An 18,538-nucleotide genomic window follows, 5' to 3' on the forward strand; every position below is an offset into this window, starting at 1 on the left:
GGCAATAATCATCTGGATTTAATTGAATTTTACGCTGTTCAAGGAATGGCGTACCGTTTGGGCTTGATCGGCCGCTTCCGCGAAACTTTGACCCATGCGGCGCAGCTCGTCCGCAAATCGTGCCGTAAACACTGCCGCTTCTTTCGCTTCCTGGGCCAATTTTCTTCCTTGGTCTCCGACGATCCGCAAAGTGCTGAACGGACCCGCGGAACGAAGAGCTTCATTCATGCGCTCATCGAGAGTTTTGCTTAGGCTCAACTGCGTTTCGAATGCCGAACGGCTCCGCGCCGTTTGAATTTCGTCAAGAGCCTGCCCGATCTTCTGAATCCGTTTGGCTTGTTCTTCGGAGCGGACTTGAACTTCGGCCGCCGCGCCGACGGTTTTAAGGCTCTGCTTTTTGAACTCGCGCACGGTCGTCTCCTGCAAGGCAGCCGCACTTTGCGTTTCTTCGACTGCTTTGCGGACCGCTTCGGATCGACCTGCCGCTTCTTCGGTTTCTTTCGCCAGAAGGCCGGTCATGCTGCCGACCTGACCGACTGCGGCCGATGCATGCTCGAGGCGTTCCTGCAGCTCTGCCTGATGTCCCGACTGCTGCGCGACGGAAACTTTGATCGAAGCGAGTTTCTCTCTGGCGTTCCGGATACCGGCAACGACGTTCGTCGAAGTCTCGGCTTGTTCGCGAACCGAAACGGTAACCTCCTCCGCCTGCTTCGTCACGTTCTCGACCGCTTTGACGATTTCCCGGCTTTGCTGCGCTTGTTCGACCGCTGCCGCCGTAATTTGACCCATCTGTTCCCGGGCATTGACGATTCCCTGCACGATTTCCTGTATGCCGGCCGCCTGTTCTTTCACGGCTAGCGTCACCATGTCCGCCTGTCCGGCCACGTTGGCAACGGCTGCCGCAATGTCTTTTCCCTGCTTGGCTTGTTCGATCGTGGCGGTCGTGATTTGTCTGACCTGTTCGCGGGCATCCGCGACGCCCTGAGCGACTTCCTTGGCGGAACTTGCCTGCTCTACGGCGGCGCTGGTCACCATTTCGGCCTGCTTCGCGACGCTTTCGACCGCGGACACCACTTCTTTGCTCTGCTTGGCCATCTCTACGGTAGCATAAGTGATCTGACCGACTTGTTCCCGGGCGCTGACGACGCCTTTGACGATTTCTTCGACCGACTGCGCTTGTTCCTTGACGGCTGCCGTCACCATCTCCGCCTGTTTCGTAACGCCGGCCGCCGCTTCGCTCAGCACATTGCCTTGCTGAGCCTGCTGGACCATCGCGGTCGATATCTGACGCATCTGCTCGCGGGCATTCGTAATTCCCCGGATGATGTCTTGAACGCCGGCCGCCTGTTCGACCGCCGCCGTCGTTACCATTTCGGCCTGTCTCGTCACGTTTTCCACGGCTCCGACCAGCTCACGGCTCTGTTTGGCCTGCTCGATCGTCGCGCTGCTGATTTGTCCAACCTGCTCGCGGGCGCTGAAGACGCCTTTGATAATTTCGCCGACGCCCATCGCTTGTTCTTTGACCGCGGACGATACCATTTCGGCCTGCTTGGTCACATTGTCCACGGCACGGGCAATGTTGGCTCCCTGCTTGGCTTGTTCGCGGGTAGCGGACGTCACTTGACGGACCTGTTCGCGGGCGTTGGAAATGCCTTTTACGATTTCTTGAACGCCTTCGGATTGTTCCCGGGTCGCCGACGTCACCATATCCGCCTGTTCGACGAGACGGGAAATGGATTCGACGACGCTTTCGGCTCCTTTGGCCTGTTCGATGGTGGCGGTAGTAATCTGGGTGACTTCGACGGTAATGCGGTCGATCCCCCCCACAATCTTCTGGATCGCGCTGCCGGCTTCGTCGGCCAATACCGTTCCCTGTTGGACTTTTTCCGTCCCGAGATCGATCGCCTTGATCGCATCCGACGATTCGGACTGAATCCCTTTGATCAATTTCGCGATTTCCTTGGTCGCTTTGGCGCTGCGTTCCGCCAATTTGCGAACTTCTTCCGCCACTACCGCGAATCCTTTGCCGTGTTCGCCGGCGCGGGCCGCTTCGATCGCCGCATTCAAGGCCAGCAGGTTCGTCTGCTCCGCAATATCGTCGATGACTTCAATAATGCTGCCGATCTCCTCCGAACTTTTGCCCAGATTTGTCATGACGCCCGAAGCCTGCATGACCACTTCCGCAATTTCTTTCATGCCGTTGACCGACTGCACGACTGCCGTCTGTCCGTCTTTGGCATCGGCAAGCACTTCTTCGGACAATCCGTTCACCGTTTGGGCATTGCGGGCTACCTGCTCGATCGAAGCGGCCATTTGCTGAACGGAAGCGGAAGTGTCGCCGGTATAGCGCTGCAGTTCTTCCGCATTTTGGGCCACGCTTTTGACGGAAGTGCCCATTTGTTCGATCGAAGCCGAAATCTGTTCGACCGAGCTTGCCGTGCTTTCGCTGTTGCCGGCAACCTGCTGGATCGAAGCGACCATTTCCTGCACGGCTTCCGTCGTGTCCCTGGCGGAAGACGACAAGCTTTCCGCGTTATCGGACACGCCCTGGATCGAGCGGCTCATCTGCTCGATGGAAGCCGAGATTTGTTCGACCGAGCTTGCCGTGCTCTGGCTGTTGCCCGCCACCTGCTGGACGGAAGCCGCCATTTCCTGCACGGCAGCCGCCGTTTCTTCCGCCGAGGAGGTCAGGCTTTCGGCGTTATTGGCCACGCTTTTGATCGAACTGCCCATCTCCTCGATCGAAGCGGAAATTTCTTCGACGGAACCTGCCGTGCTGGTCGCATTGCCTGCCACTTGTTCAATCGAAGCGACCATTTCTTGGACGGCGTCCGTCATTTCGAGCGAAGAAGCGCTCAAGCTTTCGGCATTGGCCGCTACTCCCTTCACGGATCCGCCCATTTCCTCGATCGAAGCGGAGACCTGTTCGACCGAACCTGCCGTGCTTTCCGCGTTGCCCGCGATCTGCTGAATCGAAGCGGCCATCTCCTGAATGGCGGCAAGCGTCTCTTCGGCCGATCCGGTCAAGCTTTCGGCGTTGTCGGCTACGCCTTTGACGGATACGCTCATCTCTTCGATCGAAGCAGAGATTTGTTCGACCGAACCGACCGTGCTTTCCGCATTGCCGGCAACCTGCTGGATCGACACGATCATTTCCTGCACCGCGGAAGTCGTCTCGCCGGCCGAAGCGGCCAGGCTTTCGGCATTGTCGGCGACTCCTTGAACCGAGCCGCTCATCTCTTCGATCGAAACGGAAATTTGTTCGATCGAACCGGCCGTGCTTTGCGCATTGCCCGCGACCTGCTGAATCGAAGCGGCCATTTCTTGAATGGCGGCTGCCGTTTCTTCCGCGGAAGCCGTTAAACTTTCGGCGTTAACGGATACGTCTTTAATGGAGGCATCCATCGTTTCGATCAATCCGGAGATTTCTTCGACCGAATCGGCAGCGCTTTCCGCATGGCCGTTCAAAACTTCGGTCTCCCGGTTCATTCCGCGGAATTTGCCGATCGTCTCCTCGATGCTCCGTTCGATCCGAAGGGAATCTTCTTTGGCATCGTCGACCGAGCGTTTCAGCGAAACGAAACCTTCCACGGCGGTTTTCGCCGCGTCGGACGCACGTTCGGAAGCCAATTTCCCTGCTTGGGCGGACTCGCTCAGGTTTTGAACGAAATCGGATGCTTCCGCGGACGTTTCCGCCGTTTGATCCGCTTTCTTTGCCAACAGCGCGGCATCCGCCTCGGCGGAACGAACGTCGTCGGCAGCTTCCCGGATCAACCGTTCCGATTTGCGCTCTTCTTCGCCATGCTGCTCCAGCGAACGGGACAGCTTGTCCGAAATTTCCGAAGCTTCCTGCAGCGTCCGCTTCGCTTTATCCGACTGTCCGCCCAGTTCTTCGAGCGATTCGGCCAACTCTTTCGCGCCGCGTGCATGTCCTTCCGCCGTTTGCGCTCTCTCTTGCGTTTCTTCGGCAAGATGGCCTGCTTTTCCCGAAACTTCGTTCAAAGCGCGATCCAGGCTTTGTACGTCCTGCGAGGCCCGAACGACGCTGCGCTCAATGCCCAGCTCGTTAATTCTTTTTGCCGCGATTTTCGATGTGAATCCCATGATGATTTCCCCCTGTATGCTTTCGGTTATATTTTGAATTCCGTATGATTCGGATCGGAAGGAAGCCCCTTGTCCCTGCCCGTCAGGCTAAAAACCCCGGTAATGTCGAGGATAAGCGCCACTCCGCCGTCTCCCAGTATCGTGGCTCCGGATATGCCTTCCGTTTTTCCGACGTAAGAGCCCATCGACTTGACGACGATCTCCTGGTTGCCTACAAGTTCATCCACCACCAGCGCGATTCGTTTTTCCGCCGCGCCTACGATCACGATGAAGACGTTGTCGTCGCCGCGCACCGCCGGCCGCGGGACGCGGAAATGATCGTGGATCCAGGCCAGCGGAAGCACTTGTTCCCGGATTCGAACGGCCATCTGCCCTTTGATGGAATGAATCTCGCTGCGGGGAAGCCTCATGATTTCGATAACGCTGCTGATCGGCAGCGCATAAGTCGAATTGTGGATCCGAATCAGCAGTCCCCGCATGATCGCGAGCGTCAGCGGCAGCTTAATCGTGAACTTCGTTCCTTCGCCGGGTTTCGTTTCCACGTCGATGATGCCGTTAAGCTTTTCGATATGGCTGCGGACGATATCCATCCCCACGCCGCGGCCGGAAATGTCGCTGATTTCCTGGGCCGTCGAAAATCCCGGAGCAAAGATCAGATAAATAAGTTCCTGCTCGGACATCTGTGCGGCCTGTGCTTCGGTAATCAGCTTTTTGCCCAATGCCGACTGCTTGATTCTTTCGGCGTCGATCCCGGCTCCGTCGTCTTCGATCGTCAGCACCACCTGGTTTTCCTGATGCAGCGCCTTCAATCGAATCATTCCGATCTCCGCTTTGCCTGCCGCCCTCCGCTTTTCCCGGGCTTCGATGCCGTGGTCCGCGCTGTTGCGCAGCAAATGGATTAGCGGATCGCCAATCTCTTCGATAACGGTTCGGTCGAGCTCGGTTTCTTTGCCTTCCAGAATCAGATTAATCGGTTTATCGATCTTCTGCGCAAGATCTCGAATCATGCGAGGGAAGCGATTGAACAGCTGTTCAATCGGCAGCATTCGCGTTTTCATGACGCTTTCCTGCAGTTCTCCCACCACTCTCGAGATATGGTTGGCGATGCTGTCGAATTCATCCATCGTATCGTCCGCGTCGGCGCTCACCAGATCTCTCAGCAGCCCGCCTACTTGGGCGATCCGTGTCTGGTCGATCACGAGTTCTCCGACGAGATTCATCAAATTCTCCAGTCTTTCCACATCCACTCTCACGCTTTGCCCCGTCACTTTGCGAGGTTCGTCGGCTTCGGATTTGGCCGCGGCTGCCGCAGGTATGGGAAGATTTTCCGCGCGAGACGCTTCGTCGGCCCGGCCGGCTTCTCCGTGCACCGATTCCGCTTGCTCTTCCGGCTCCCCTTGCTCTTCCCGCGGTTTTGTACCGAGAGGATTCAGTCGATCGTTCAGCAGCTCGAATCCGTCGATCGGCTCGCCGTTCAGTATTGAAACGAGATGACTTTCAAAAGTTTCGAATTTTTCGGCGCAGGCGATCAGATACGTTACCGTCAACGGGCCCGAGGCTTCCTCGTCGATCTGCTCCAATCCCGGATGCATGGCAATTACTTTCGCGCATTCTTCGATCCGGTTTTTCAAAATGAACGCTCTGGCCATTTTCATCTCGCAGGCTTCGGCAATTCGCACCCGAACGGCCCCGCCTTTGAGTCCTTCCGATTCGGCCTCTTCGAGCATCCGCCTTTCTTCGAAACCGAAGAGATCGTCGGCGGCCGCTTCTTCCGCGGCTTTCGGCTGTTCTCCGACGGTCAGTTTTCGCAACTCCCCGACCAGCGGACCCGTCTCGCCGTCGCAGCTGCCTTTTTGTTCGATCTGCTTTTTAAAATCGTGCAGCCTGTCGAGGCAAAGAAACAGTACGTTGATAATCGGACCGCTGACTTTCAACTTTCCTCCGCGGATCTGATCCAGTACGTTTTCCATTTCATGCGTCAAACTTTTCATCGCTTCGAAACCCATGGCCGCCGAAGAACCTTTCAACGTATGCGCAGCCCGGAAAATGGCTTGGATAATCGATTCCGATTCTCCGTCTTGTTCGAGCTTCAAAATCTCCTGTTCAAGCAGCTGCAGCTGCTCGTCGGCTTCTTCGAGAAAAAATTTCATCAACTCGTCGCGGTTCATATTTTCTAGCCTTCTTTCATCGCAGCGTGCTGCCTATATTCAGAATGGTAATGAAATCGTCGTCCAGATAGCCGATTCCCGAGAAGTAGTGGCTGTCGATGCCCGATGTGCTGTCTCCCGAATGTTCGATAGACGAAAAATGGATGACCTGGCGAACCCGATCGACGACCATGCCGACAATTTCGTCTTGATGGTTGACCACGACGATCCGAGTCGACCGGGAGAGGGACGTCTCTTCCATGCCGAAGCGTTTGCGCAGGCTGATGATTGGAACAATCTTGCCTCTTAAGTTCGTTACGCCTTCCATAAAGAATCGGCTGTTCGGCACGACGGTAATCTTTTGCATTTTAATGATTTCGTAAATGTGGGAAATGGGAAGCGCGTATCGCTCGCTGCCGAGTTCGATCGCGATAAACTGCTGACCGGAGTCTTCCATAAGAATCTCGCCTTTCATGTTTGTTTGGGATTAAATGTTATAACTACGTTTCGCTTCTAATTTTTATATTCTCATCATACCTCCGCAAATGGGTTTGGTAACCGAAAAAATGCATGCGGAAACGCGCAAAACTTTTTGCGTGCTTCCGCAATCCCGGCGCGCGGAATCCTTTTGTATCCACATAAAAAATCCGGAACCCGCGTAAGGTTCCGGACTTCTTCCTAACGGCTCCAGCCGCGCGGATTATGAATCAGACAACGATATGCTCGAGAATGCCGATGTCTTTGGCTTTGCCGACCGCTTCGATTCTGGATTTGACCCCAAGCTTTTGGAAAAGATGGGTCAGCTGATATTCGAGCGAACGCTGGCTCATGCACAGCTGCTCCGCAATCAGGCGATTTCCTCTTCCCTGCGCAATCTGCCGAAGGATTTCGATCTCCCGTTCGAGCAGGTCGGGTCTGGCCGAATCGGACTTTGCGGCGCGTTCCTCCTGCTGGGTTCGACGCATGGCGCGGAATACGTCCAGCGGAAGCACAACTTCTTTGCGCATCGCGCAGCGGATGGCCGATACCAACTGCTCGCGCGTGGAAGTCTTGGGCACGTATCCGGCGAGTCCGTAATCGATCAGCCGGTTAAGATGCGGAGCGATCTCGAAACCCGTGTAGATTAAAATGCAGGAATCCGGCACAGTCCGAATCACTTCCGCCGCCAGATCGATTCCATTAAACGGCGGCATGAACAGATCGAACAGCATGATATCGAATCGTTCCTGCCGGACCAGCTCAATCAAGCCTTCGAACGAATTCAGCGCGGTTACCCGGAATTCCCCGTCCTTTTCCAGAATAAGCTTGGTCCCTTCCGTAACGGCAGGATGGTCGTCCAGTAAAAGTATATTCAGCATCATAGCCTCCGTATTCGATAAGTAAAAAGGAAAAGCGTCGCTTGTTCAAGCGGCGGAGCGGATCTCGGGAAGATGAATATGGATCGTAAGCCCGAGGCCGGAAGCCGAGTCGATCTGTATGTCTCCTTCCAGGCTTCTCACTCTTTCTTTGATCCCGTGCAGTCCCATGGTGGACAGCAGGTTTTGCAGTTTCGTCTCCGGAATGCCGACGCCGTCGTCTTCGTAGGTCATCAGCACTCCGCCTTTATAATCGGTCAGGGACAAATTCACCTGAGTGGCATTCGAATGTTTGATTGCGTTGTTTAGCAATTCCTGGTTGATTCGGTATAAAGCGATCATCTGCTCGTCTTGAAGTTTTGCGGTGAATCCGCTTTGGTCGAAGCGGATTCGGTAATCCGCGCGCAGCTGAACCTGGTCATGCAGCGTTTCGAGCGCCTGCCCGATCCCCCATTCTTTCAGGAAAGGCGGCCTTAACTCGTGACAGGTCGTCCGAATCTGGTGAACCACGTCAAGCAGTCCTTCGCAGACCCGCCGCACTTCTTCTTTCGACTTTTCGTTCATGCCGCTTGAATATTGAAGCATTTCGAGTTTGCGGTACCAAATGATCTGCTCCTGCAGCGCCGAGTCGTGTAGGTCTTGGGAGAGCATTCGTCTTTCTTTTTCCGAAACGGCATACATGAGGCGCAGCAGCCAGGCGGGTGTCCGCTGCCTTTGCGCCAGCGTCTCCAGTTCGTTGGTCAAATCTTTGATTTTGAACATGTTTTCGTAAAAAGAATCGGCGTATCGGGACAGCGTCTGCAGCCAGATTCGAACCGGTTTTTCTTCCAACACAGCCGGCGGTTTTTCCAGACACACCAACTGCATCATGCCCCGCCGCTCCCCGACCACAAAAAAGGCCAAATCGCCGTTTTTGAAAATTTTGCCGACCGGAAGGCGAATCTCCCGATACTTGTTAAGCAGGGCCAGTGTTCCTTCTTGCGGCAGATCTCCCTGAAGACAGGAAAAATACCTAAACCCTGCCGTTTCCAGAATAGAAATTCCATCCGTGCCCAGAACGCTTTTAAATTCCTCGATCAATCTTTGTTCCAGTTCGGAAATCTTCATCATATGCGAAGCATCCTCCGAAAAGCGGTCCAGGCTGTGTTGAAGCTTCAGATATAAGGCTTCTCCGTCGAGCAGCGCCCGTTCGGCATTTCTGCGCAGGGTGACGTCGCGAAGTACGGCAATTACCTCGATCAATTCTCCGGCGGCGTCCAGCAGCGGCGTCATATTGCATTCCAAATCGATCATTTGGCCGTCGCTGCGCGGGAATTTCAGTTCGAAATTCGATACGCACTCGCCTTCGGCCAACCTGTCGCGCACTTCCCGGATTCTTTCCGCTTCTTCGCGGGTCATATATTCGGTAACGGAATAAGCGAACAGGTAGGGACCTCGGTCATAACCGAGTCTTTTTTCGAAAGAGGTCGATACGTATACCGGAACGAGACGAGGATCCAACACGAGGATGATATCCATGGCACTCCCGGCGATTCGTTCATAAGTATTCTGCTTGCGTTCCCATTCGCTCTGCAAATCGTGCTTGTCCGTTCTATTGATCGCGGTGACGAAAACGCCGCTGACCTTTCCGGACCGATAAGCGGGACTGTAAGTCACATGCCAATGCCTATATGCCGGAGACAGGTGAATCGAGATTTGATCGATCGCGACCGTTTCGCCGCCGACTGCACGGTTGAACGCGTCCAGCATCCGGACCTTATATGCGGGAGAAGTCATTTCTACCAGCGATTTCCCGACGCAGGACATGCCCAATTCCGCCATCAAGCGTTTCCCATACGGGTTCAACCCGGTAACGACGCCGTTCAGTCCGGCTTCCAGGATAAGGTTTTGATGCTGTTCGAAAAAGGAATAGTAATAGCTTTGGGATTCTACAAGATTTTTTTCGCGTTTTTTTGTCAATATCAAATGAAAAGACAGAAGACCTAAACAAATGAGGGTCAAAAAAGCGATCGACCCGAGTTGGGTAAGCATGTTAAACGTTCACTCCCGGTTTTCGCCCCCTTCTTTACTCAGTAGGCAAAGCCATGCCCACTACGTAATTTGACGGAAAGCATTTTGGTATCGGCACGATGAATCAAGTCATTGATGCTGGCGGTCCAGGAATCGGAAAACGCCGCTCCGATACTGACCGACAAACGCTCGCCGGAAGGCAGATCGATTCTTTCCAATCCGGTCAGCAGAGTCTGAGCCTGCTCGGCCATGCGCATGGGCAGCGAATTCGGAAGAAGCACAATAAACCGGTCTCCCTGCAGACGAACGATCGCCGAATCTTCGCCGCACAGCTTGGCAAGAATACTCGCGCACTTGACAAGCAAGCTATCTCCGTAGGCATGCCCGTAAGTACTGTTAATTTCTTTGAAATCTTTCAAATCGATGCATAAAGCCCCCAGCGGATGGCGGATAAGATCGTGCGTACGCTGAACCACGTCGATAAAACGGCGATTAAACACATCCGTGACTTCGTCTTTATATTGGGCATATTCTATCGACAGCACGTGCGACAGCAGTTCGGACATAGAATGGAACAGTTCGACTTCCTGCGCCGTGAATACTTTCGGACGCTTATCGATCGCGCAGATCGTCCCGAACGCTTCTCCGCTGCTTGAGCGGATCGGCACTCCGATAAAGGAAGACTTTCCCAGTTTGCGGGTAAGGCCCAGTACGGCGGTAAGCGGATCGTTCTCGGTATCGGGAATCGTAACTGCAAGTTTTCCGTTTGCGCAGGCCAACTTACAGTAGGTATGTTCAAAAGGAAAGGAAGTACCGGCTTCCACAAGCTGCTCATGTCGATTAAAGGCTGTCAGGATAAAATTATCGACTTTATCGTTTACGGCAATAAAAAGAGTTTGGACATCAATCGAACGGCGAAGGACTTCCATAATGTTACGGGATGCCGCTTGAAATGGCTCGCGCGACACGATATCTTGAATAATCATATCTTTTGTTCTCCTCCTTACTTGGATATCGGAACCTTGTCCGGTTTTTTTCGGGCTTTGCCTTAAAATGAGAAATAATGACTAAACCGCATTTTCGTGTTTTACAATCCCTACTTTTTTCCTTCTTGACTAGACAACGGTTACCCACTTCCGCAAAGCTTGCTCGACGCGCTCGAGTTGGAACGGCTTAACGATAAAATCTATGGCTCCCGCATGGACGGCTTCCACGATCATCCCCTGTTGACCCATTGCCGAACACATGATGATCTGAGCGTCCGGATCGCTCTCCTTGATTTTGCGAACCGCCGTGATTCCGTCCATTTCCGGCATCGTGATGTCCATGGTAACGATATCGGGTTTTACCCGCGCATATTCGCGAAAAGCTTCCACGCCGTTGGCCGCCTCCGCCACCACTTCATGCCCCAATTTATTCAGCATTTCTTTCAATACAATTCGCATAAAAGCTGCGTCGTCCACAATCATGATTTTAGCCATTCGTATTTCCCCCTGTTTCTTGATCCGTTTGTTCCTCAATTATAGGCGCGGACTGGGGGTGCAGAAACGAAAAAAGAGCGGGAAACCCCGCAATCTTTCTTGCGCGGTTCCGCAATGCCAATGAAAAAGAAGCCCGGAAATCCGCTCAAACGGATTTCCGGGCTAAAAATCTTGGTTTCAAAACCTAGGCTCAAACGCTTAGAATGCCCGGACGCGGCGTTACGCCGAAAGCCGCCGCCAAATCCGACAACTCCCGTTCGGTAATGCGCCGCTTAATCTCGTGATGCGCGATCAACATATAGATCTGGGCTGCTTTTTCGATCGTTTCGATCAAACCGAAAGCTTCGTCGATCGACGTTCCCGTTCCAAAAATGCCGTGCTGCGGCCAAATTACGGAACGGTATTCCTTCATTTTCTCGGCCGTGGCGCGTCCGATCTCGTTCGAACCGGGAACCATCCACGGAATGATACCGATGCCTTCCGGGAATACGACGATACATTCGGTACACATTTCCCATAGCGTTTTGGTAAATTTGGCTTCCTCCAAATCGTGGATGAAAGTCATCGCCAATACGTTCGTCGCATGATTATGGATCACGACGCGATGGTCCGGATCGGCTTTCAGCCGCTCGGTATGGCTCATGAAATGCGAGGCCAGCTCGCTGGTAGGTTTGGCTTTGTTCTCCATCCCCCACAGCAGCTCGAGTTTGCTTCCGTCTTTGGAAACGCGCAGCAGTCCCAGGTTGCCGGCCGGATCCTGCAGCACGTTTTTGAAATATTTTCCGGAACCGGTCACGATGAAATACCTGCCGGCCAGCTCGTTCACGGGGAAAGCCGGCTCGATAACGCGAACCACATTGTCGGGATCGAAATACTTTTCCACTTCGGCTTCGTCCAGCAGATAGCTTACATTGCCGCCGTTGCGCTCGTCCCAGCCGTTGCGCCACATATGTTGGGTAATTTCGGACATTTCGCGGATAAAAGGGATCTCCAGGGATTTCGCCGTTTTCTCGGCTTTTATTGTGCTCATGGCAGGGGCTCCTTTGTGCGTTGAGGCGCTCCGGAGAAAAGGACCGTCGACTGCCGTCGGATTTGGATATCCCAATGCCAGCGTTTCGCTTCTCCGTTTCCTTTTCTCTTACGCTTGGTACGCACGTATTGGTATTTTTAATCAAGAACAGGCAGAAGGATCTTCTCTGTTGCACCGATACATAGGCTCGTTATCCGTTTCAATTATGGGAACCTACGCCGCTTTCTTGTCCGCGTTTGGACAGCACTTCTTTTTCATGGGTTTTGACGCGGGCCAGCCAGTCTTCTCGCACCGGAACGCCCGCTTGTTCGCAAAAATAATCCCAAACAGCGCCGAACGGGTATGATTTGAATTCTTCGACAAGGGCCAGACGGGACGTATAGTCCTGCTCGATTTCGATCTGTTTGAGCTGCTCGGTCGGTTCAAGCATCGCGCGCAGCAGGGCTTTTTGCATGCTGCGAACGCCGATGACCCATGCGGCGATATGGTTGATGCTGCCGTCGAAAAAATCGAGGCCGATATGGGTGCGCGGCAGCAAATCGCCGCGGACGAGTTCGCGGGCGATTTCCAGCAGTTCATCGTCCATCGTCACGACGTGGTCGCTATCCCAGCGTACGGGACGGCTGACATGCAGCAGCAGTTGATCGGTGAACATCAAGATAGAGGAAAGTTTGCTGGAGATGACTTCCGTCGGGTGGAAATGGCCGGCGTCGAGGCATACGGCTTTGCCGCGGCTCAGCGCATAGCCCATATAAAATTCATGCGAACCGACGACGTAGCTTTCCGAACCGATGCCGAACAGTTTGCTTTCGACGGCATCGATGTTGTAGGTCTCGTCGATTTTATCGGCAAAAATCTCGTCGAGCGAATCGCGCAGGCGGGCGCGCGGCGACCAGCGGTCGACCGGAGTATCTTTGTAACCGTCCGGCATCCAATGGTTGGTCACGCAAGGCTGGCCCAATTCGCGTCCGAACGTTTCGGCAATGCGGCGGGACGCTTTGCAGTGTTCGATCCAAAATTTACGAATTTCCGGATCGGCATGGCTGAGCGTAAATCCGTCTTCCGCTTTCGGATGCGAAAACAGCGTCGGGTTAAAGTCGAGGCCCAGCCCGTTTTTTCGGGCCCAATCGATCCAGCTCTGAAAATGCCGGGGTTCGAGAGCGTCCAGGTCGACTTTCTCGTCGGTATCCGCGTAGATCGCATGCAGGTTCACTTTGTGTTTGCCCGGAATCAACGACAGCGCTTCGTCCAGGTCCGCCCGCAGCTCCTCCGGCGTCGAAGCCCGTCCCGGATAACTGCCGGTAACGGCGATGCCGCCGCTCAGCGTTTTGTCCCGGAACAGGAACCCTTCAACATCGTCTCCCTGCCAACAGTGTAGGGAAATTTTGATTCCGGCCAGCTTTTCGATTGCCGAATCGACGTCTACGCCGTGTTTCCCGTACAACTTTTTCGCTTCAAGATAAGCTTTCTCGGTGTTTTCACTCATCGCAAGCTCTCCTTCAAAGTCAATTGATTGATCGATTTCCATCGATCGAGCAGCTTTTCCCGATCCGGAACCGGTTTCGGGCGATAAACGTCCGGAGGAAACGACCCGGCGATTATGCGCCTCGCTTCGCCCAAGTCCGCCAGTTCGCCGGAAGCGATCAGCTGCACGGCGATATTGCCGACCGCGGTCGCTTCGAACGGCCCGGTACGAACCTCGATGCCCAGCAGATCGGCGGTAGACTGCGACAACAGCTTGTTATTGGCTCCGCCGCCGACGATATGCAGCACCTCGTACGCGTTTCCGGTCAATCGTTCCAATTCGCGCATCGCGTCCAGATAAGCCAGCGCCAAACTGTCGAAAATACATCTTGCCAGACGTCCCGGCGTATCGGGTACCGGCTGCCCGCTTTCCCGGCAAAAATCGCGGATTTCTTCCGACATGCCGGCAGGATTCAGAAAGCGGCTGCCGCTGCAGGCAACAAGGCTGCGGAACGCTTCTTCGGCGCCGGCCGCTTCCGCCAGTTCGGCATAACTGCTCCGTGCGCCGTGCTCGCGGCGCACTTCCTGAATCATCCACAAGCCCACGATGTTTTTGAGAAAGCGAAAAGTCCCGTAGGCTCCCCATTCGTTCGTATAATTCGCTTCCCTCTGCGCCGCTCCGTTCAGCGGACGATGCCGTTCGGCTCCGAGAAGCGACCACGTTCCGCTGCTGAGGTAAGCCCATTCGCGCCCGTGTTCGGCCGGCACGCCGACGACGGCGGAAGCGGTATCATGGGTCGGCGCAACGACGATCGTGCAGTCCGGATAATCGCCGGATTCCATGAATTCCGCCTTCAAACTTCCAAGCAGCGTTCCCGGTTCGGTCAGCTGCGCGAATTGCTCCCGCTTCAAACCCAGAAGTTTGAGCAAATCCGAATCGTATTCGCGCGTATGCAAATTCAACATTTGGGTCGTGGAAGCATTCGTTGCTTCGTTGATTGCCTTTCCTGTCAATCGGTAATAGAAATAGTCCGGTATAAGCAGAATTTTTTTTGCCTGCTTCAATTGATTTCGATCATGTACGTACAATTGGTAAAGAGTATTGAAAATCTGTTTCTGAATGCCCGTCTTTTTATAGACCAGGTCCCAGTCAACCGTCTCCGAATGAAGCCGCTCCGCCGCTCCGATAGTTCGGGAATCGCGATACGCGTACGCGTCGTGCAGCTTCTCTCCCGCTTCGTCCAGCAGCACGTAATCTACGCCCCACGTGTCGATACCCAACGTACAGCATTCAATGCCTGCCTTTTTCGCCTTTTTCAATCCTTTCAAAATTTCCTCGAATAGAACGTCCAGATCCCAATAATCGTATCCGTCCTTTTCCGTAAAAGCGTTTTCAAAACGATGGATTTCATTCAGCTCCAGTTTGCCTTGCTTAAGGTTCCCTCCTATTACGCGGCCGCTGGAAGCCCCTATATCGACGGCAATCGCATACGTCATATTCATTCCCCCAAAATATGTATGAAATCGGAAATTTCGAGTGTTGAGTCATTGTCATTCGATCAGATATACTTCTATCGTACCTGCGTTTTTCTTTGAAGTCAACATATACAGTGGGTTATATGTTGTTTTCTACCGTTCGAATCTTTTCAACAGACATTTCTCGTTATTTCTAAAAAGAAAAAAGAGAAGCTTCCGCTTCTCTTTTCGGGAAAATTTCCAGCCTATCCCGTCTAAGGCTGTACAGCAGTTGGAAGCAGAAATGCAGGTTAGCGCCATTCTCTTTTAAGCTTCCATAAGGGACTGCTCACTTGGGCTTTCGAATTCCAATAGCAGCGACGTCCCTTTGGAATACGTATGCAGAAGCATATGATCGGCCGAAGCATGCATCAAAGCGAATCCTTTGCCGAGCGAGCGTTTGCTGCTGTATCCCGAAATGAGAACGGTCTTAGGCAGCTCGTGCAGAGGAATACCCGATCCTTTATCCGAAATAAGGATTTGAAGCGTACCTTGACTATCGTAAACAGAGACCCTTCCTCCGACCGCGTGCTTGATCAGATTGGTTACTCCTTCCGATACGGCCAGTTTGACATGCATCAGCCTTTTCGGGTCGTATCGACCCGCACAATGTTCCGCCACAAAATTCCGGCTTACCGCGACATCCGATTTCCCTACGACTTCGATTGCCCCTATAAAGCTGCCCAAATGCTCTTCCACTTCTTCCCGGGTCAGACAGAGATCCACTTTGCTGTGCGATAGCGTTTCAATCACATCTTTATAGGAACGGAGAATATCTTCATGCATCTTGTCCCGATATTGTACGGCAGGAGTAATATCCGTCAGTACAATCGAGACATTGCCAGGTTCCGGATAGAAATGAACCTCGTACGTCTTCCCGGACTCTTTGAAAATATCATAAAAGGCCTGCTGCTGATTAAGCGAGCGAGCGGCCAATACCTCGATTTGTTCGGCCAGCGAACGAGAGAACAAATATTCGATCGAAAGTCCAGGTGTATATTTGATCAAACTTGTACCCCCGATGAAAAGTCCATTTTCTTGAAATTCCTCTCCCTGGTTCGGCTCTTCCTTCTCCTCCGGATTAAAGACGAGCACTTGACGGACAGAAGCGATAAAAGAAGGATCTACTTTGGTTACAAGTACAGGATCAAGCACTTTTCCAGCCATTTCTTGGAGCAGGTTAGTAACGGCAAGGTCGTCTTTATGCTGCGCAATCAGATGATCCAATTGGTTGCACAAAGTAATAATTCTTGACTCATAAGGGATTTTTTGCCCTTTTAAGCCATGGGGATATCCTTTGCCGTCAAATCTTTCGTGATGATACCGAACCCAGTCCGCTACTTTGGCATCTCCTGTAATGTTGAATATAATCTGTGCCCCCAGCTCGGTATGCGAACGATACTCCGCCTCCTCTGTCAGCGAAAGCGCCCCGCGCTTGCGAAAAATATGGGCTTGAATGAGCGCTTTGCCGATGTCGTGCAGGATAGCCGACATAATCAGCTCACTTCGAGTCGATCTCGAATAAGAAATCTCATCCAGGAAATACTCGATAATGATGCCCATTCGACTTCCATGGCCTTGGGATTCTTTTTCCTGCTTGATTTCTGCAAGCCTTATGAATTCCTCGGATGATTTTTTCCGTGCGGTATACTGCTTCAAAAACGCTCGTGAAAAAAAGAGGATAAAGAATAAAAGGACTGCCGTATACAGCGTTTCCGAAACCAGAACCCCCGTTCCGAAATGGTGAATGAAGTGAGGAATCATAGTCATGCCCAAAAGCGCCGGAATTGAAATTTCCTTGAATTTGAAATGAAAGTTTTCCATAAACGGACTTCCCATTACCGTTTTACGGATTCCGGCAATCAGCAGCGTATTCAAAAATTCAAAGAAAATAATGCCTAGCCCTGACTTAATGTATAAAGAAGCGGTTCCCAGCTGCATAAGAAGAACATGGGACAGCAGCACACAAATCGAGTACATACCCAAGGTCGTCAAAAGGCGGAAACCGGCTAATTTGCTGATTTTCCAAGTTGAAGATTTCAGATAAAAAAGAAAAGTGCTTACGTACAGGCCAAACAGCGCCGTTTCGAAACCAAGTGTCTGCAGCAGAATAAAAACTCCGATGATTCCTCCACTGTATTCGTCGCCGCTCGGCAGACGAACCGGGAACAGATCAAGCATAACAATCAAGATCATAACGAGCAGGGCATCTTCAAAGCGAATGAAAGACGTATTCCAAATCAAGAAAATGACAGAAGATATTCCTATCAAGCAAAGTGCCCACGTATAGCCGTTTTTCTCCTTCATTCGATTACAGTCCTCCGCTTCGACATGCCTAGCATGAACAGGATAAGGCCGATTCCAACAACCAGGTCCCCCGGACTAAGCACATAGTTGGTTCCGACCGGCGTAAGAAACGGAATCCAATCTCCCAGCCAAGCAAAAGAATTTTCTCCCATACCACTGTGCCGGGAAGCCAGACTGTAGTCGGTCAAATGCTCCAAACCGGCCTGTCTCAAAGCTTCTGAAGAAACCGGCATTTTTCCCCCATTTGAAAAAAGAGCGACCAGATTCATGGAACATCCCAATCCGATAAGCGGAATTCCCGCTTTTTTACGGTTGAGCGCAAAGCATACCAGAAGCGCAACGAAAGCTCCTTCCAGCAGAAATGGGATCGTTTCTCCTGTTCGCAGGGTATAAAAAGCCAGATAAATTTGAATACCGAGGCTCCCTATGAGCAAGTAAGAAGCTTTAAACCTTAAATGGATAAGCATGAACAAAGGATTTCTTCCCAATAAAAGCATCCATACCAATCCGGTCAGCAGGAAATAAACCATGTTCTCACCCCGGTACATAAAAATAAGGCGGAACCGGATCAACCGATCCCGCCTGGCAGAAGGAATTTAAGTCCAAGGTCTTTGAACGACAGTTGCCAGAGCCAATGCAGCAAGAATCGCAGTGTTGTAAGCGATCCACAGAATGCGTTTTTTCATGGAATTCCTTCTCCCTTCCAAGCTGTATGGGCAGGATTACGCCTACCTTATATGATTATCTTCCGTTAAACGGAAGAAGCAGCTTCCTAGCTGAATGATGCGGCAGAGGCTTACTCGAATACCTGCTTGCCCAGTATTTCATCGATTTGAAGAAGTTCGAACACTTCCGTCACTTCCGGTCTGATCTTTTCGATCCGAACCGCTTTGCCGGCTTCCTGTAGATCGGAAACAAGCCTAATAATCAATCCGATTCCCGAGGAATCAACGAAATACACTTTCTCGAAGTCAAATACGATTCGATTATGAAGAGAGAGGACAGGCTGGATATCCTCTTCGATAACATCGCCTGCGTCGATATCGATATCCCCTTCGCACAAGACGACAATTTCATGTTCTTTTTCAATCAACTGATACGTAAACACGCTTTTCCCTCCCGTTG

The 18,538-nt window shown here is 52.5% G+C and carries 13 protein-coding genes; all 13 read right to left on the minus strand.

Translation table 11 applies throughout. The features are described from left to right. Positions 1-18: 18 nt before the first annotated feature. Positions 19-4,104, minus strand: coding sequence for a methyl-accepting chemotaxis protein (locus HOP44_RS05385; RefSeq protein WP_246369577.1), 4,086 nt, complete (start codon positions 4,102-4,104; stop codon positions 19-21). Between the two features lie 26 nt (positions 4,105-4,130). Next, positions 4,131-6,272 carry a chemotaxis protein CheA gene (locus tag HOP44_RS05390; protein WP_172251171.1) on the minus strand — a complete coding sequence of 714 codons (2,142 nt, stop codon included), beginning with the start codon at positions 6,270-6,272 and terminating at the stop codon, positions 4,131-4,133. Between the two features lie 16 nt (positions 6,273-6,288). After that, positions 6,289-6,708, minus strand: a complete 420-nt coding sequence (locus HOP44_RS05395) for a chemotaxis protein CheW (RefSeq protein WP_172251173.1) — start codon at positions 6,706-6,708, stop codon at positions 6,289-6,291. A 250-nt stretch (positions 6,709-6,958) separates the two neighbouring features. Then, positions 6,959-7,609: a response regulator transcription factor gene (locus HOP44_RS05400; RefSeq protein ID WP_172251175.1), complete on the minus strand. Its 651-nt coding sequence runs from the start codon at positions 7,607-7,609 to the stop codon at positions 6,959-6,961. A 45-nt stretch (positions 7,610-7,654) separates the two neighbouring features. Next, complete coding sequence (locus tag HOP44_RS05405) at positions 7,655-9,637, minus strand: PAS domain-containing sensor histidine kinase (RefSeq protein WP_246369579.1); 1,983 nt, start codon at positions 9,635-9,637, stop codon at positions 7,655-7,657. Between the two features lie 38 nt (positions 9,638-9,675). After that, on the minus strand, positions 9,676-10,602 hold the full coding sequence (locus HOP44_RS05410; RefSeq protein ID WP_172251179.1) for a sensor domain-containing diguanylate cyclase: 927 nt from the start codon (positions 10,600-10,602) through the stop codon (positions 9,676-9,678). A 129-nt stretch (positions 10,603-10,731) separates the two neighbouring features. Then, on the minus strand, positions 10,732-11,097 hold the full coding sequence (locus HOP44_RS05415; RefSeq protein ID WP_172251181.1) for a response regulator: 366 nt from the start codon (positions 11,095-11,097) through the stop codon (positions 10,732-10,734). Between the two features lie 190 nt (positions 11,098-11,287). Next, complete coding sequence (gene rhaD, locus HOP44_RS05420) at positions 11,288-12,127, minus strand: rhamnulose-1-phosphate aldolase (RefSeq protein WP_172251183.1); 840 nt, start codon at positions 12,125-12,127, stop codon at positions 11,288-11,290. 199 nt (positions 12,128-12,326) lie between these two features. Further along, positions 12,327-13,613 carry an L-rhamnose isomerase gene (gene rhaA / locus HOP44_RS05425; RefSeq protein WP_172251185.1) on the minus strand — a complete coding sequence of 429 codons (1,287 nt, stop codon included), beginning with the start codon at positions 13,611-13,613 and terminating at the stop codon, positions 12,327-12,329. After that, entirely contained in the window at positions 13,610-15,088 is a 1,479-nt protein-coding gene (rhaB, locus tag HOP44_RS05430) for a rhamnulokinase (RefSeq protein WP_172251187.1), read from the minus strand. The genes rhaA and rhaB overlap by 4 nt, the downstream gene beginning before the upstream one ends. Before the next feature lie 285 nt (positions 15,089-15,373). Continuing rightward, positions 15,374-17,413, minus strand: a complete 2,040-nt coding sequence (locus HOP44_RS05435; RefSeq protein WP_172251189.1) for an HD domain-containing phosphohydrolase — start codon at positions 17,411-17,413, stop codon at positions 15,374-15,376. After that, positions 17,410-17,943, minus strand: a complete 534-nt coding sequence (locus tag HOP44_RS05440; protein ID WP_172251191.1) for a DUF5317 domain-containing protein — start codon at positions 17,941-17,943, stop codon at positions 17,410-17,412. The genes HOP44_RS05435 and HOP44_RS05440 overlap by 4 nt, the downstream gene beginning before the upstream one ends. Before the next feature lie 266 nt (positions 17,944-18,209). After that, positions 18,210-18,521, minus strand: coding sequence for an STAS domain-containing protein (locus tag HOP44_RS05445; RefSeq protein ID WP_172251193.1), 312 nt, complete (start codon positions 18,519-18,521; stop codon positions 18,210-18,212). Between the last annotated feature and the right edge of the window lie 17 nt (positions 18,522-18,538).

The sequence above is a fragment of the Saccharibacillus deserti genome (genome assembly GCF_013618475.1).
GTDB classification, from domain to species: Bacteria; Bacillota; Bacilli; order Paenibacillales; family Paenibacillaceae; genus Saccharibacillus; species Saccharibacillus deserti.

What these genes read in the sequence shown, in the direction of transcription:
- HOP44_RS05385 (WP_246369577.1), bottom strand. Translation starts at nt 4,104, where the DNA reads ATGGGATTCACATCGAAAATCGCGGCAAAAAGAATTAACGAGCTGGGC.
- HOP44_RS05390 (WP_172251171.1), bottom strand. Translation starts at nt 6,272, where the DNA reads ATGAACCGCGACGAGTTGATGAAATTTTTTCTCGAAGAAGCCGACGAG.
- HOP44_RS05395 (WP_172251173.1), bottom strand. Translation starts at nt 6,708, where the DNA reads ATGGAAGACTCCGGTCAGCAGTTTATCGCGATCGAACTCGGCAGCGAG.
- HOP44_RS05400 (WP_172251175.1), bottom strand. Translation starts at nt 7,609, where the DNA reads ATGCTGAATATACTTTTACTGGACGACCATCCTGCCGTTACGGAAGGG.
- HOP44_RS05405 (WP_246369579.1), bottom strand. Translation starts at nt 9,637, where the DNA reads ATGCTTACCCAACTCGGGTCGATCGCTTTTTTGACCCTCATTTGTTTA.
- HOP44_RS05410 (WP_172251179.1), bottom strand. Translation starts at nt 10,602, where the DNA reads ATGATTATTCAAGATATCGTGTCGCGCGAGCCATTTCAAGCGGCATCC.
- HOP44_RS05415 (WP_172251181.1), bottom strand. Translation starts at nt 11,097, where the DNA reads ATGGCTAAAATCATGATTGTGGACGACGCAGCTTTTATGCGAATTGTA.
- rhaD (WP_172251183.1), bottom strand. Translation starts at nt 12,127, where the DNA reads ATGAGCACAATAAAAGCCGAGAAAACGGCGAAATCCCTGGAGATCCCT.
- rhaA (WP_172251185.1), bottom strand. Translation starts at nt 13,613, where the DNA reads ATGAGTGAAAACACCGAGAAAGCTTATCTTGAAGCGAAAAAGTTGTAC.
- rhaB (WP_172251187.1), bottom strand. Translation starts at nt 15,088, where the DNA reads ATGACGTATGCGATTGCCGTCGATATAGGGGCTTCCAGCGGCCGCGTA.
- HOP44_RS05435 (WP_172251189.1), bottom strand. Translation starts at nt 17,413, where the DNA reads ATGAAGGAGAAAAACGGCTATACGTGGGCACTTTGCTTGATAGGAATA.
- HOP44_RS05440 (WP_172251191.1), bottom strand. Translation starts at nt 17,943, where the DNA reads ATGGTTTATTTCCTGCTGACCGGATTGGTATGGATGCTTTTATTGGGA.